14 protein-coding genes are annotated in these 14529 nt (G+C 41.7%); 12 read left to right on the top strand and 2 right to left on the bottom strand.

Annotation, left to right across the window (positions count from 1 at the left end):
* Positions 1-67 precede the first annotated feature (67 nt).
* Positions 68-925, top strand: a complete 858-nt coding sequence (locus AC27FM_RS07745; RefSeq protein WP_487087162.1) for an arginase family protein — start codon at positions 68-70, stop codon at positions 923-925.
* Here the strand turns inward: AC27FM_RS07745 and AC27FM_RS07740 are convergent.
* Positions 916-1863, bottom strand: a complete 948-nt coding sequence (locus AC27FM_RS07740; protein ID WP_487087161.1) for a helix-turn-helix transcriptional regulator — start codon at positions 1861-1863, stop codon at positions 916-918. The two genes, AC27FM_RS07745 and AC27FM_RS07740, sit on opposite strands and share 10 nt — an antisense overlap.
* 166 nt (positions 1864-2029) lie before the next feature.
* Here AC27FM_RS07740 and AC27FM_RS07735 point away from each other — a divergent pair, with 166 nt between their 5' ends.
* From AC27FM_RS07735 to AC27FM_RS07690, 10 genes are all read left to right on the top strand, one after another.
* Positions 2030-2281, top strand: a complete 252-nt coding sequence (locus AC27FM_RS07735; protein ID WP_487087160.1) for a Mor transcription activator family protein — start codon at positions 2030-2032, stop codon at positions 2279-2281.
* Between the two features lie 106 nt (positions 2282-2387).
* On the top strand, positions 2388-2660 hold the full coding sequence (locus AC27FM_RS07730) for a Mor transcription activator family protein (RefSeq protein ID WP_487087159.1): 273 nt from the start codon (positions 2388-2390) through the stop codon (positions 2658-2660).
* Between the two features lie 5 nt (positions 2661-2665).
* Positions 2666-3535 carry a zinc ribbon domain-containing protein gene (locus tag AC27FM_RS07725; RefSeq protein ID WP_487087158.1) on the top strand — a complete coding sequence of 290 codons (870 nt, stop codon included), beginning with the start codon at positions 2666-2668 and terminating at the stop codon, positions 3533-3535.
* Positions 3536-3547: 12 nt separating this feature from the next.
* Positions 3548-4216: a hypothetical protein gene (locus AC27FM_RS07720; protein WP_487087157.1), complete on the top strand. Its 669-nt coding sequence runs from the start codon at positions 3548-3550 to the stop codon at positions 4214-4216.
* Positions 4217-4226: 10 nt separating this feature from the next.
* Positions 4227-4526, top strand: coding sequence for a hypothetical protein (locus AC27FM_RS07715; RefSeq protein WP_487087156.1), 300 nt, complete (start codon positions 4227-4229; stop codon positions 4524-4526).
* Positions 4527-4538: 12 nt separating this feature from the next.
* Positions 4539-5918, top strand: a complete 1380-nt coding sequence (locus tag AC27FM_RS07710) for a hypothetical protein (RefSeq protein WP_487087155.1) — start codon at positions 4539-4541, stop codon at positions 5916-5918.
* 203 nt (positions 5919-6121) lie between these two features.
* The gene (locus AC27FM_RS07705) at positions 6122-8287 is read left to right on the top strand and encodes a bacterial Ig-like domain-containing protein (RefSeq protein ID WP_487087154.1); all 2166 of its coding nucleotides are present in this window, start codon (positions 6122-6124) and stop codon (positions 8285-8287) included.
* A 314-nt stretch (positions 8288-8601) separates the two neighbouring features.
* Positions 8602-9660: a ribosome small subunit-dependent GTPase A gene (gene rsgA, locus AC27FM_RS07700; RefSeq protein WP_487087153.1), complete on the top strand. Its 1059-nt coding sequence runs from the start codon at positions 8602-8604 to the stop codon at positions 9658-9660.
* Positions 9661-9756: 96 nt separating this feature from the next.
* A complete protein-coding gene (locus AC27FM_RS07695) occupies positions 9757-10797 on the top strand; it encodes a zinc-dependent alcohol dehydrogenase family protein (protein ID WP_487087152.1) in 1041 nt (346 codons plus the stop codon).
* Positions 10798-10950: 153 nt separating this feature from the next.
* Entirely contained in the window at positions 10951-12429 is a 1479-nt protein-coding gene (locus AC27FM_RS07690; protein ID WP_487087151.1) for an MFS transporter, read from the top strand.
* A 9-nt stretch (positions 12430-12438) separates the two neighbouring features.
* Here AC27FM_RS07690 and AC27FM_RS07685 read toward each other — a convergent pair whose 3' ends face one another.
* Positions 12439-13047, bottom strand: coding sequence for an FMN-dependent NADH-azoreductase (locus AC27FM_RS07685; protein WP_487087150.1), 609 nt, complete (start codon positions 13045-13047; stop codon positions 12439-12441).
* 57 nt (positions 13048-13104) lie between these two features.
* Between AC27FM_RS07685 and AC27FM_RS07680 the strand changes: the two genes are divergently transcribed.
* The gene (locus tag AC27FM_RS07680) at positions 13105-14445 is read left to right on the top strand and encodes an aminotransferase-like domain-containing protein (RefSeq protein ID WP_487087149.1); all 1341 of its coding nucleotides are present in this window, start codon (positions 13105-13107) and stop codon (positions 14443-14445) included.
* Positions 14446-14529: the final 84 nt, after the last annotated feature.

Genomic DNA, 14529 nt, shown 5'->3' with positions numbered 1-14529 from the left:
CCATATAGTATGTATAGACTTTATTATATGGATAATTTCAGATAATACCAAGGAGGAATGGATGATAATGGATAAAACGATTAGATTGGTCATACCTGACTGGCAGGCTGGGAATCAGCCAGTCTATTATGTGGGCGCTCAACTGTTAGAATGGTTAGCGCCTAGCAATAAGAATCAAAAAACGATAAATATTGAAGTTCCAGCTCCCACAGGCAAAAAACTACAAAAAACTAACGGCGTAACTGCGCAGCCAGTAGTAGAACAAAACGTGGCGGCAACGCAACGAGTACTTGATCGGGAGTCACCCGATAAAATCATCACGCTCGGTGGGAATTGCTTAGTATCGCAAGCACCGTTTGATTACTTACATGAAAAATATCAAGATGATCTAGGCGTTATTTGGATCGATGCACATCCTGATATTTCTAATCCAAAAATCTTCCCCAATGAACATGCGATGGTCTTAGGCAACCTATTAGGACATGGAGATGCGAAATTATCCGAATTAGTTAGAGCGCCGCTCGACCCCGCTGATATTTTGTATGTTGGCTTACAACGACCAACTGCTGATGAAATACCATTGATGGCGGAGTTAGGATTAGAATATCGTCTTCACGATACTGGCTCATTGGATTTTAAATCTATCCAAGAATGGATCGATAAGTATCATTTTACAAAATTAGCGATACATTTTGATTTGGACGTCTTGAGTCCTAAACTATTCCAATCACAGTATTTTTCAGAACCGGGCGTAACTGAATACTCGGCGGTATCAGGGAAGGTTGATCCAACAGACATGATGGGATTGTTTAAAGAACTGTCGGCCAAAAATGAAATCGTCGGACTGACGATCGCGGAATACTTGCCGTGGGACGTGGTCACATTGCAAAAGCTCATGAGTAGTGTTGAGATATTTTACTCGTAACGTTTCAACATCGCTTTTAATTCATCCGTAACGTCTGCAACGAAACTTTGTGGCGACAATACTTTGACCATCTGACCTTGGCTGAGTAGCCACATCTTAGCACCACGATCGAAGACTTCTGCTTCAATCAGAACGCTATTCCTTGCGGGACGGCGTTCTATTACTTTGGAGTTGGGAAATCTATCCAAGGCGGCCTCAACTATTCCCCAATACTCGAATTGAATCGTTTTTTTAGCACCAGGGTACATATAGTGGATATTTTGGCGCAGTTTGCCATCTTCGTACCTTTGAGCGTAACTCCGTTCGATCTTCTCACTTGATATTTTCCAGTCTTGAATGCGATCAACTCGGTAGAACAAATTTTTATTGTATTTTTGATTGTATGAAATGACATAAAAATAATATTCGGAAAAAATCAATGCCTCTGGTACGATCGTCCGGTTAACGATACTGCGATCTTGCTTTTGGTAACTGATAGTTATCGTTTGTTTTTGCAAGATGAATTGGCTCAGTTGCCAGATGATCTGTAACAGCTCTTTTTTGTGATGCAATGGTATATAGTAGAAGGTTTCGTTTTTGATTATCGGCTCGATCTCATTGCGATCAACTGGTTGGATCAGCTTTAATAATCCATCGATCGTTTGTCGCAACTCTTCTTTATTCAAGGAACGACTAGCCAGCAATATCTTTATTAGAATCAAGATAGCCTGTTTGGAGATACTATCTTGGCTTGATTTTAAAAGATAACCGTTGTTTTTTCGATGATATTCTAACTGATAATGTAAGTTTTGATCAGCGATGAACTGCCGTATCTGGCTGATGTCACGTTGGATGACACGGGCGTCCACATTGAATTGATTGACTAAGTCAGATTTTACGATCGTTTGACCGTTCAATAATTGCTGGAAGATATAGAGTTGTCGATATGCTGCATTCATAATATTCACCTCAAGAACGTGTGTTGAGGACAAAGAAGAAGTCATTCTTCAAAGTCCTTTTCCACGTTATTTTTTTTGAAAAAAGCCAGGACAAATGTATAAGTAGACATAATAGTTCTACCTGTGATTGTATATTTAAGATATTAAAGAAGCAAGGAGGTAAGAGATGAAAATCGAAGAGCTGCATCCAACCTATCAAGAGATCGCCAAGCTGATCGGCCTAGATGCCACATTCATACTTTATCGTCAATTCAAAGGCGTCCAGATTACCTTTCCCAAACGACTATTGAACAAGACTAGTGAAGCAAATGAGATTTATTCAGAATATAAGAGTGGTAAGAGTGTTCGTGAAATGGCGAGTGTGCATGAATATTCTGAGCGAAGCATCCGACGGATATTGGCACGATTCAAGGAATAATACAAGCGATAATCCCTTGAGCGAGTAAGGACTAATGCATTTTTATTGTCCTTATGAGTTTGTTAATCTTAAATTGGAAAAACACTTGTAAAAAGGGGGGATCTTAATGGAAAATATCGAATCCGACTTACTTCAGGAATCGTACGCTCAGCTGTATGAATTGGTCGGTCCAGAAATTACGTATCAGATTTTTGAATTATACCGTGGTCGGCAGATTTCATTTCCAATGAGATTATATGATCGCAACAAGGTCGCTAAGAAGGTTATCACTGAGTACGACGGTAGTAATTTGGCGGCTTTGACCAAGAAATACGATTATTCACAGCGTTGGTTACGCAAAATGATCCAAGATGACAAAAACAATAGACTAGGGAGATGAGCGATATGTCTAAGTATTGCTTTAATTGTGGATATCAATTACCAGATGCCGCCAATTTCTGTATTAAATGTGGTCAAAACCAGAACCCGCAACAATCACAACCGCAACAACAGCCATCGATGACGCCGCCAATGCAGCAACAGATGCAACAACCAATTCAACCAGTATCACAGCCAGTTCAACAGCCTATTCCTCAAGATAATATACCAATGCAGGCGGTTGAACCAGAGTCCAACTTGCAACAACCGGAAGCATCACCAGTCGAACAGTCAGGATCACCAGATACGCCAGTCCAGCCATCGGAACCAGCAGAGGCACCGGTGGATGAAGCACAGATCACAGAGACTGATAATTCAACCGCGATTCAAAATGATTCAAGTCAATTACAAGATGAGCTAGGTCAGATGGTAGAACGCAAGTCACTGACGGACAATATCGCCAGTATTCTCTCAAAGGATTTGCCAGTGGGTCCACTGTCAAATGAGAATACTGTGGTCAACAAGAAGGTTGAATTAGGCTATTCGGCTGATCCAAATAATTTTATCTTTACAGCCACGCCGGTCAACTGGTCAGACCTCTTGACGGTCAGTGGATTGGCGGGGATGAAGAGTCAGAACTATATCATGTCTTTTGAATCGACGGGGATTTTACTCATGGGCTGTGATGGTCTTGTCAAGTTCAATGACGACAATCACTTCATCAAGAATGAAGATATTTCTAATATCGATCTCGAGCGACGCTTATTACAAGACTGGGATCGGATGTATCTGACAGTTAGTGGTGAGGAAGTCGAGATGCTGATCATGAATCCGGCTTTTACTCTGACTAAGTGGCATCGTCGCAACTGTAAAAATGTTTTGGTTTATACATTGTAGGAGGGGACAACTATGCAAAATTTTAATCATTCAAATAACAATGGGGATAATAAACAGCCAGATCCACAAAAGAATCCACAGACAAATCAACAGCCTGATCCTCAAAAGAATCCACAAGCAAATCAACAGACTGGTTCTCAACAAAACTATCAGTCAAATCCACAAGCAAATCAGCAACAAAATTATCAACAGAACACTCAAGCGAACCCGCAACAGGGTTATCAACAAAACCCCCAACCGAATTATCAAGCAAATCAACAAGCGGGCCCACAAAATAACTACCAGAACCAACAACAAAATTACCAGCAAAACCAGCAACAAAACTACCAACAAAATCAGCAGAATTATCAACCGAACTATCAACAAAATGCCCAACAGACACAATCCAACAATGGCGGTTTCTTCGCTAACATCATCAATTGGGGCGTGAACCTTGCGATCAAATACGGACGTACTTTTGAAATTGTCATCTGGGTATTAACAATCGTCGGGATACTCTTTTTCCCCATATTATCAATTGTCATGACTTACTTCGCATATTGTTATAGTCGCATCAAACCTACCCGTGGTTACGTCATGATAGCAGTCGCTTTGATCGGTAGTATTGCTAGGATCATTCTAGGTATGAATCAAGCCGAGGATACCGATGATGGTGTCATCTGGTATTACTGGACTGAGTAGGTGAATGGGCATGCAAAATTATAATGATGAGAATAATAACAAAGTTAAGACGTTTGAAAAAAATAATAATTATCAAAGTAGTACCCAGTCTTCTAGAGAGACGGATTTTATCAAGAAGAATCCAGTCATCTTCATTATCATCGAGTGGGGTGCCATTATTTTTGCCAATTGGTACTCGGTTGGTGCCATCGTGGGATCGATTTTTTCTGTTGCTGCTATCGTTGGAGGATACAACTATACCAAAATAAATAAAGTTCACGGATGGATAATGGCGATTGCCGCTTTAATTACCCTTATCGTTCAATTTTAAGGAGGAAATAAAATGGCAGATCAAAAATCATCAAATGCGAATACTATTGCCGGGATAATCGTCGTCATCGTAGTTTTGATTGGTGGATTCTTCGTCGGTAATCACTATTTAGGTAGAAGTGAGCGTAGTTTGAAAAACAACATTGCCGTGGCTATTCGCAAGGAAGACGGGAAGTTATTTTTACGGCAATTTGATAGAGAAACACAAAAAGCTCCCGGTGCACAGATCGGAGCCGAATATGTGGTCAAAGACTTGCACAATCATTCTTTGCAGTCACCAACAAAAGCGGCACAGACGATCATCGATGGAAAAAAGATTCCTGGCATCAAGCATCAATATTTTTTCCAAACGGATCAATCTAGAAAAATAATCTTCAGTAAGAAGTTCTTGACGACGAACCTGAACCCGATCAAGTTCAAGTCTGGCAAGACAAAATTGAATCAAGCAACCTTTAAATTCAAGAATGACGATAAGAAGTATCAATTGAATGAGATACAGAAGGGACTTTTCCCGGGTAAATATTATTATTCGATCAAGGCTAGTTCTGGAGAGATTAATTATCAGACTGGAGCTGATGATTGGATACGAGTGAATGGGGATGGCAAGACCTTGCCCGTTAAGCTCAATCTCGGTGGTAAGTCTAAGCGTGATATCAATAATAATGCTATCGTCAAAAAACTCACAGCCATCGAAACCTGGCATGTGACAGCCTCCCCAGAGGGCTATGATAATGAAGGCGAGGACAAGTATTCGGTCAATTTATCATTTTCTAAAGATGGTACTTATACAGAGAATGATGGATCTACTAAGCTAGGCTACACCATAAGTAGAGATAATAAATATCTCATTCTGACTAGTTCAGTCTTCGGTAGCACCATCGAGAAGATCAAGATCAGCTCGATCAAGGATGATGCCTTCACTGGTACCGCCGGTATGAATGGAGATTCTAAGAAGTGGGAATATAGTTTTGAAAATTTTGATTCAGATAAGAAAGACGATGAATCTAAAGAAACAGACGAAGATTCCAACTACCAACCAGCTAAGAAAAAGTCAGCCGATACTTCATTGCAAGAAGGAGTGCTGAGCACGGGAATAGACAAACTTGACTTGTTTGACGGTAATTGGAGCCTCGTCAGCAGTGAAGGTGAGCCAATGGGTGTGCCGACTTCTGTGGTGATTGACAATGCAAATATCAGTTTGACAGTTGGAGGAGATACTTCTGATTACCCGGTTGATGATTTTCATTGGGATACGACTGATCAAGCCTACTATTTACAAAACGGACAATCGGTCATCTGCTCAGTGGCAATGGTAAATCAACGAATCGATGGTCAAGTTCAAACAGTTATGAAATACAATAACCAAGGATCGATAGGTTACTTCACAAGATAATACTAAAAAAATAAAAATTAATGACGATGTCTGAGACGGTCTTAATTTTTATTTTTTTTGATTAGATTTTATTTTTTCCATCATGTTTTGAAAATAATATTTATTAATATTGACGAATATTTTTATCGAAAAAGCTGTATTGTATTTCTATTGTTAACCGGGGGGATAATTATTATGTAATTATTCGACTGGAGTGAATTGTTATGAGAAATTTAAAGATAATTAAAATTTCGAAAAATACAAAGCGGATTTCATTGATCAGCACAGCGGTCTTGTCATTGATGGTAGTATCAGGGCCTACGATCGTCAAAGCAGATAGTACAGCTAGTGCAGATGCAACATCATCAGCTTCAACTACCTCACAAACAACTGCAAGTAACTCATCGACGCCTGCATCAAGTGAGACAGCTGACTCATCTGATGCTACCAAAATATCGACGGATACCACGAGTGCTAATACTGAGACCGCCGAAAATACTGTGAATACAGCAATTGATACTGCAGATACTTCCAAAGCATCAACAGATACGACAAATAGTGATTCCGATATCACAGGAATCACTGCAACAGCAATCGACGCCACGAGTGCTACTTCTGATTCGTCGGGGACAGAGGACAGTAACACAGATGACGCTACTACAACTGACACGAATAGCTCTACTGCAGCGATCATCAAAGATTCCACTAATACAACTGCTGAACCGACTGCTAATGGTGTTTCAGCGTATTCTCAATTCAAAGCCAATGGCGAGACAGGTTCGGTCGGTAGTAGTACCGGCTCCAACAAGGATTTGATCAACGTAGATGTGGCTGATGATTTGGCTATCAAAAGCACTTTGACTAATGATTCTGACTCAAGCGTTAAGGTCAACGATATTTATTTGATGCCAAAAGCTTATGCGACTTCAATGGACACTGTCACGGTAAATGTCAGTGATGAGTCAACTTTCAATGTCGATCCTACTAGTTTGGGTTTGACAGTTACATACAGTGGGACCAGCGGTAAGTATGTCACTTTGAATACGTATTTGGACAGTTATACTTGGGCAGATTTGTTGGCCATTCAAGCCAAGGGGACTATGGCGGCTGATTCTAGTTTAGAGATAACGACGCCAGTCACCGTCTCAGGTTTGGACACTGTTGGAACTACCGATTACAGTAATACGGTTAAGTTGCGCACGTACAATTACGGCAGTACATCTAAAGGTACCACCAATACAGTTCAGGCTGTTTTTGGTCAAGAGATCCCTGTTACTTATACTGGATTTGCGGGAGTAACTACTAACGCTGACGGAAGTTATAGCAATCTCAATACTTCGATTTTGAGTAGCTTAGGTGTGCCAGCCGATTCAGGCTTGCTGAAGTATAAGAATTTTAACGATGAAACAGACTACAACGCCACTACTCTGTACAGTGGCTCAAGAATGCAGCTGGACTTGAGCGCTATCAAGGAATTGATCAATTCGGAAGGTTATTCTGTTGCTATTGATGCCAGCGGTTCACAGAATGACTATTATTTGTACAACAACAATGTGGCCGGAGCCTACATGCCAGTTGAGATTAGACAAGTCCTTGATACTTCTGATTCGACACTGACCGTTGGTGATACGTGGAATGCCAACGACAATCTGGTCTCTGCCACCTCACCACTCGACAAGACGAGTGATGTTACTGACGAAATCACGGAAACCAACAATATCGACACGTCCAAGGCTGGAACTTATACCGTCACATACTCGTACAAGTTAAATGATGGTGAATATATCACTAAAACGGCTACTGTTACAGTTAAAGCTCCGACAAGTTCGTCATCTGGATCAGGTTCTGACACTGGTAATACGGGCGATTCTGCTGGTTCGAGTGATGCAGATACTTCTACCGATACAGCTACTAATGACGATGATACATCCACTGATACACCAACAGATGACGGTGAAGATAGCACGACTGATACTTCCACAGACGATGATACAGGTGCTTCAACCAACGCCTCAACGAATGATGATAGTAATACTTCATCTACCGTCACGGGTGATGCCAGCTTACAATCAAGTGGAACTGTGACCGAAAGTGTTGCGGAAAATAATCATCCAATGATTGCAACTCCTGTGCAAATGACTAATAAAACAATCAATAACCATCCTACAAAACCGGCGGTCGTTAGTTCGGCAACTGATTCGGCGAGTGTTCAAGCAACTAATTTAACTTCAACAAAATCAACTGATAGTCAAGCAACTACTTCAACGGTCGATACTGCCAATCGCTTCCCACAGACAGGTGAGCAAGGCTCGACTACCATGACCATTTGGGGGATGATCCTTGCAGCTGTTAGCAGTTTGACAGGATTTATTCTTTATAAGAAACACTGATAGCTGAACTAAGTCATTAACTTATGTATAAATTTGACATGATGATAAATATATTGTAAATTATCATCAATATATAAATGGAGGAAAGTGTATGTTGTTCATTGCCTAAGGCAGAATCAATTAGGATCAAATAACAGAAAAAATGAAATCATTCTGTTTATTTTGTGTACCCTAATGGCCTTATGCGTGAACGAAGAGACTAACTCTGTTCGCTTATTTAAGGAGGCCACTCAGCGGCTTCCTTTTTTTATATTACAATGCGTTTCTTCGTCCCCGAAGGCAGGGTGCAAAACTTTGCGAAGGGATTTATTACATTGAAAATTAATTTAAAAAAATATGGTTTAACTACAAATTTTGAGCAGGCAGCTCAAAAATTCACATCTTTAAGGATTGCACGTGTTACGGCTCAACACCGCGATATCTATCAATTGATGACGGATGATGGGAGCAATACGGCAAAAGTTTCAGGGAAATTTGCGTATAATTCGACTGATTCGGTGGATTTTCCAGCCGTCGGTGACTGGGTGATGGTATCAGATTCAGATCAAGTCATCATCCATGATATTTTACCTAGAAAGAGTGTTCTAGCTCGAGGGACTACGGGCAATGGTCAACAGATCATCGCCACTAACATTGATACGATTTTTATTTGCATGTCACTGAATGAAAACTTCAGTCCACGACGATTGGAGCGATACCTAACAATTGCTTGGGATAGCCAATCTGTACCCGTAGTAGTGTTGACGAAGGCAGATCTCTGTGATGACTTGGCAGATAAACTGGCACAGCTGGAAGAAGTCTGCTTTGGTGTTGAAATAATTATTTGTTCCGCGACCGAACAATCAGGCTTGGATGAACTCAGTCAATACTTAACAGCAGGCAAGACGGTTGCCTTTGTCGGTTCTTCAGGTGTTGGCAAGTCTACCTTGATCAATCAACTGATGGGAGAGGAGGTCTTGGCAACTAACTCGATTCGTGAGGATGATGATAAAGGTCGTCACACCACGACGCATCGACAATTATTATTATTGCCACAAGGAGGAGTTGTGATTGATACTCCGGGAATGCGAGAATTACAAGTTCACACACAAGACCTCTCAAGAACTTTTGAAGATATTGATGAGTTATCACAGCAGTGTCGCTTTCGAAATTGTACTCATACCTCCGAGCCGGGCTGTGCTGTCAAACGTGCGATAAAGGATGGAGAATTAGATGTCGAGCGTCTCAAGAGCTATCAGAAGTTACAAAATGAAACCTCATATGAGGGTTTGAACTCTCGTCAATTAGAGAATGAAAAAGTCAAACGACTTTTTGGTAGTAAAAATGAGATGAAGAACCTCATCAATCAAGTCAAAAAAAGAAATCGACGCTAAAATATTTATAATTTCTTCTTGCCTTAAAGTGAACTTTAAGCACTATACTAGAGAAGTATTAGCCGTTATCGCTAAATTATTTGGAGGAAATTATATATGAAAACTACTGTATTTATCAAACCCGGTAAGGTGGAAGTACAAGAAGCTGACATGCCTAAGATTCAAGCCGATGATGATGTGATCCTTCATATCGTTCGTACTTGTGTCTGCGGATCAGACTTGTGGGCTTATCGTGGCTTCGACGAAAAACCTGCCAACTCTACTAATGATGGTCACGAGGCTATCGCGATCGTTGAGTCAGTTGGTAAGGATATCACAACTGTGAAACCGGGCGATTTTGTTATCGCACCATTCACACATGGCTGTGGTCACTGTGCCGCTTGTCGTGCCGGTTTTGAAGGTGGTTGCTTGAACCATACTGACAACTTCAGTAATGGCATGCAATCAGAATATGCACGTTATCAACACGCCGAATGGTCATTGATCAAGATACCTGGTAAACCAGAGGATTATAGCGAAGGAATGCTGGCTTCATTGCTTGCACTATCTGACGTTATGGCAACTGGATATCACGCTGCCCGTGTGGCAAATGTCAAATCAGGTGATACTGTCGCTGTTGTCGGAGATGGTGCCGTTGGTCTATCAGCTGTAATTGCAGCTAAGATGCGTGGTGCCAAACGTATCATCATCATGAGCCGTCACGAAGATCGTCAAAAATTAGCCATCGAATTCGGTGCAACTGATGTGGTCGCTGAACGTGGTGATGAAGGTGTTCAAAAAGTTATGGACTTGACTAATGGTGAAGGTGCCGATGCCGTACTAGAGTGCGTTGGTACTGAACTATCAACTGATACAGCCATCAAGATCATTCGTCCCGGTGCTACTGTAGGTCGTGTAGGTGTTCCACATACACCAAAACTTGATCTCTCAGAGTCATTCTTTAAGAACTTAGTTCTTGCCGGTGGTCCTGCTTCAGTCACTACTTATGATAAGGAACTATTGTTGAAGGCCGTATTGGACGGAGAGATCCATCCCGGAAAAGTCTTCACTAAGAGTTTCAAACTTGATGATATCGACGATGCTTACCAAGCAATGCAAAATCGTGAAGCTATCAAAGCAATCGTTGTGATCGACTAATCTATGGTATTAACGTATTAGATATTTTATTCCAGTCTGAGACTTCTGTCTCAGGCTTTTTTATTTAAAAATTTTTAAATGAATATTAGTAGTTCTAAGAGTTAAGTGTAGAATAAAAGACATGATGTTTATTTTCAGAAAGAAGTGGTTCACTTGTCAAAACGGAATGTCATTATTGTCACCTTTGCATTGTTACTATCAAATGCCATGAGTGGTATAGATAATACAATTATTAATACAGCTTTACCTGCAATTATTTCTGATTTACACGGAATTGAAATGATGGGGTGGATCGTTGCCATCTTTCTATTAGGTACCGCCGTCAGTACACCTCTTTGGAGCAAGCTGGGGGAACATATCGGTAACAAAAAAAGCTACCAATTGGCAGCTGTCTTCTTCGTGGTCGGGTCATTATTAGAGGGCCTATCTCCAAATATGACCTTTCTGATCATTTCCCGAGCTATTGCTGGGATCGGTAATGGTGGGGTGGTTTCTCTGCCTTATATTATTTATGCTCGCCTGTTCAAAAATCCCCGTAAACGTATGCGAGTCCTAGGTTTCGTCTCTGCTAGTTATAGTATGGCAACTATCGCCGGACCACTAGTAGGTGGTTACTTAGTCGATACATTCAGTTGGCACTGGGTCTTCTACATCAACGTGCCGATCGGTATTATTTCAGCAATTTTAGTTCAGATCTTCTATCAACTTGCGGATAAGAACCCTGAGACTAAGCCAGTCGATTACGTCGGTATCACACTGATGGTCTTTGGACTAGTCAGCCTATTGACTGGGATCGAGTTGATCGGTAGTTCTAGCTGGGTAGTAGTCTTAGGATTGATAGTCTTTGCAGCGATTTGTCTAGGCTTCATGTTACGCTACGAACAGACGGTTGAGGATCCGATCATCCCCAATCGTTTGTTCAAAAATCGAGAACTAGTCGTTGACTTCGTATTGTTCGCCTTGATCTGGGGAGCTTTCGTAGGCTTCTTGATTTATAGTCCCATGTGGGCTCAAGGATTGTTAGGTACTACCGCCTTGATTGGTGGGGCGACCCAGATTCCCGGTTCGATCACTAACTTCATGGGTTCAGGTTCAGTCGAAGTCTTTCGGAGATACTTGTCACCCCAATGGGTCATTTCCTTAGGGATAGTTACTTTGACGATATCTTTTATCCTGATGTTATTATTCGGCATCAAGACGCCGTATTGGGTCTTGCTAGTAGCCGCCGCCTTTGAAGGTTTCGGTAACGGGATGTGCTTTAATGAATTACAAGTTAAAGTACAACAAGATGCCATCAAAAAAGACGTCCCCGTCGCCACATCATTTAGTTTCTTGATCAGAATGCTGAGCCAAACTTTCATGGCTTCGATTTTTGGTTTGATCATGAATAATGCTTTGAGAAAAGGTGTTGCCGACAGTCAAGGCAACATCTCGATGAAGATGATGAATAAACTGAGTGATGCCAGCAGTGTCACATCGTTGCCGGCACACGCAATTCCGCAGATGCGAGTGATACTCCACAATGGTTTGGGTAATATTATGTTAGTAAGTTTGATCATGATGATAATCTCTTTAGTGATCAACTTGTGGGAACAACAAAATAAACGTCGTGAGATGAACGACGCCGTCTAAAAAGAACTCCTACTTTTGTGGGAGCTCTTTTTGTAGATAGGTAGTTATTTTTTGCTTAGTTTGTTCGATGATGGCAGTTTTATCCGCATTGGCTAGGTCCAATCCCTGTGCTCGAATCAGGGTCATTTGACTGATGCCCATGAAGTTCAAAATCGTTCGCAGATAATGTGGGGCGAAGTCAGCGTTCACGTAACGCAAGTCGTGTTCGTAGTCGCTACCACTGGATTGAACGTAGAGGACTTTTTGTTGTCCATCGAGTAAGCCGACTGAACCATTTTCGGTGTACTTAAAAGTCTGTCTAGCGATGAAGATATTGTCGATGTAATCCTTTAGTTTAGTCACGATATTGAAATTGTGAACTGGCATCATGATGATGATCAAGTCGGCACGCTTCCATTGAGCAATCAGCTTAGCCTGAGCATCTTGAACTATTTCGGCATGATTCATTACTTCAGCAGTGATAGGAGGGATGGAGTTTTGGGTATCATAAACATCTAACTGTTCTAATTCAATGTCATTTGATTTTTTGATTTCGTGAATACTGTGATTCATCAGTTGATTCACCGTTCGTTGTGGATTTTGGTAGTCTGGATGAGCATTGATCAATAAAACTTTCATTATGTAAATTCCTTTCTGGTACAATTTAGCTAATTAAGAAGATATGAGGTGTCATCATTGATAAGAATCGATCGTTCAAGTCAGGAACAAATCTATCATCAGTTGTATCGGCAACTTAGGGCTGAGATCGAGACCGGCATTCGCCAACCGAACCAAGCTGTGGCTAGCACAAGATTCATGGCTAAGAGTTTGGCAGTCAGTCGCAATACTGTCGATCACGCCTATCAGGACTTGGTGGCAGAAGGATACTTGGTCAGTCGTCCCGGTTCAGGATATCACGTGGCGCGACAACTCCCCATCTTGATTTCACAACAGAGTGAACTGCGTCCCATTCAAGCACCACGATTTTCACTCGATTTCACTGAAGACTACGACCATCTACAATTGTTCCCTAAACAAGCGTGGTTAGAGGCAGAACAGGCGGTCATGCGAGCAGGCGTGACCCATATTCAGCCTGCACATGGAGATGTTCAATATCGTCAGCAACTGTCACAACTATTGGCCCGACTAAAAGGGATTCAAGCTGAACCGGAACAAATCATCGTTACTAGTGGCTTCAATGAAGCGGCAGGGATTATCGCCAATTTATTACCTGACAGTCTACGACCACTAGCGGTGGCAGAACCGATCGCACCGAATGCCCGAGATGTCTGGCAACGGCTGGATCTTACGACTGTGAACTTTCGTTCATTGACTGACTTACCGGAGGCACAAGCATACATCCTAGCTCCTACGCATAATTTTCCAGATGGCAAAGGATTATCTGACGAGCAACGACAGTCACTTGCCAAGGAGATACGAACACGTGACAGTTACCTGATCGAGCTAGATACTGACGGAGCACTGATCTATGATGGACATCCAGCCCCAGCCATCCAACATTACTTGCAGGGTCAAGATAGTTTTTATTACACAAATTTCGATGATACCTTAGGCTCAGCCTTGTGCATGGGTATCTTAGTCATCCCACCTGAAACAGTGGATAAGTTCCAACAACGATATGGTTCATTACCTAATCGTAATTCTGAGTGGCAGCAGCATATCCTCAGTTACTTGATTGCCAATGATTCATTCGAGCGTTTCAGCCGTCAGCTGACGATCGTTTTTAAGAATCGTCGAGAGTTATTGATTCAGACGATGAATGAGTATTTTGGCGACTGGATGTGGAGCATTGGCAGTCAAGCAGGGACATTCGTGCCGTTTCAGTTGAAGAGCTCACACTCCGTGAATGAACTGATCGAGCAAGCCGCTAATGTGGGAGTGGGCATAGTCAATCCTGATCGGTGCTGGCATGACCTGAAGCCGACTTATCAGAGCGTGATACTCAGCTTTCGTCAGACGACCGATGAGCAGATCACAGCCGCTGGTGCCGCCTTGGCCAAAGTTTGGGAGCCGTAATCCTTAGCACAGTCACTATTCTAGTATTTTTAAGTATTAAACCAAGTGCCAGTTGGTTAATAAAAAAGGGTGCCAATTTTTATT

The organism is Companilactobacillus sp. y65-5, from assembly GCF_057541095.1.
Note: the sequence above shows the minus strand (reverse complement) of the source record. Positions and strands in the feature narration are given on the sequence as shown.

Coding starts and splice junctions, on each gene's coding strand:
- AC27FM_RS07710 (WP_487087155.1), top strand. CDS start 4,539: ATGGCAGATCAAAAATCATCAAATGCGAATACTATTGCCGGGATAATC.
- AC27FM_RS07745 (WP_487087162.1), top strand. CDS start 68: ATGGATAAAACGATTAGATTGGTCATACCTGACTGGCAGGCTGGGAAT.
- AC27FM_RS07740 (WP_487087161.1), bottom strand. CDS start 1,863: ATGAATGCAGCATATCGACAACTCTATATCTTCCAGCAATTATTGAAC.
- AC27FM_RS07730 (WP_487087159.1), top strand. CDS start 2,388: ATGGAAAATATCGAATCCGACTTACTTCAGGAATCGTACGCTCAGCTG.
- AC27FM_RS07695 (WP_487087152.1), top strand. CDS start 9,757: ATGAAAACTACTGTATTTATCAAACCCGGTAAGGTGGAAGTACAAGAA.
- AC27FM_RS07685 (WP_487087150.1), bottom strand. CDS start 13,047: ATGAAAGTTTTATTGATCAATGCTCATCCAGACTACCAAAATCCACAA.
- AC27FM_RS07725 (WP_487087158.1), top strand. CDS start 2,666: ATGTCTAAGTATTGCTTTAATTGTGGATATCAATTACCAGATGCCGCC.
- AC27FM_RS07705 (WP_487087154.1), top strand. CDS start 6,122: ATGAGAAATTTAAAGATAATTAAAATTTCGAAAAATACAAAGCGGATT.
- AC27FM_RS07735 (WP_487087160.1), top strand. CDS start 2,030: ATGAAAATCGAAGAGCTGCATCCAACCTATCAAGAGATCGCCAAGCTG.
- AC27FM_RS07715 (WP_487087156.1), top strand. CDS start 4,227: ATGCAAAATTATAATGATGAGAATAATAACAAAGTTAAGACGTTTGAA.
- AC27FM_RS07720 (WP_487087157.1), top strand. CDS start 3,548: ATGCAAAATTTTAATCATTCAAATAACAATGGGGATAATAAACAGCCA.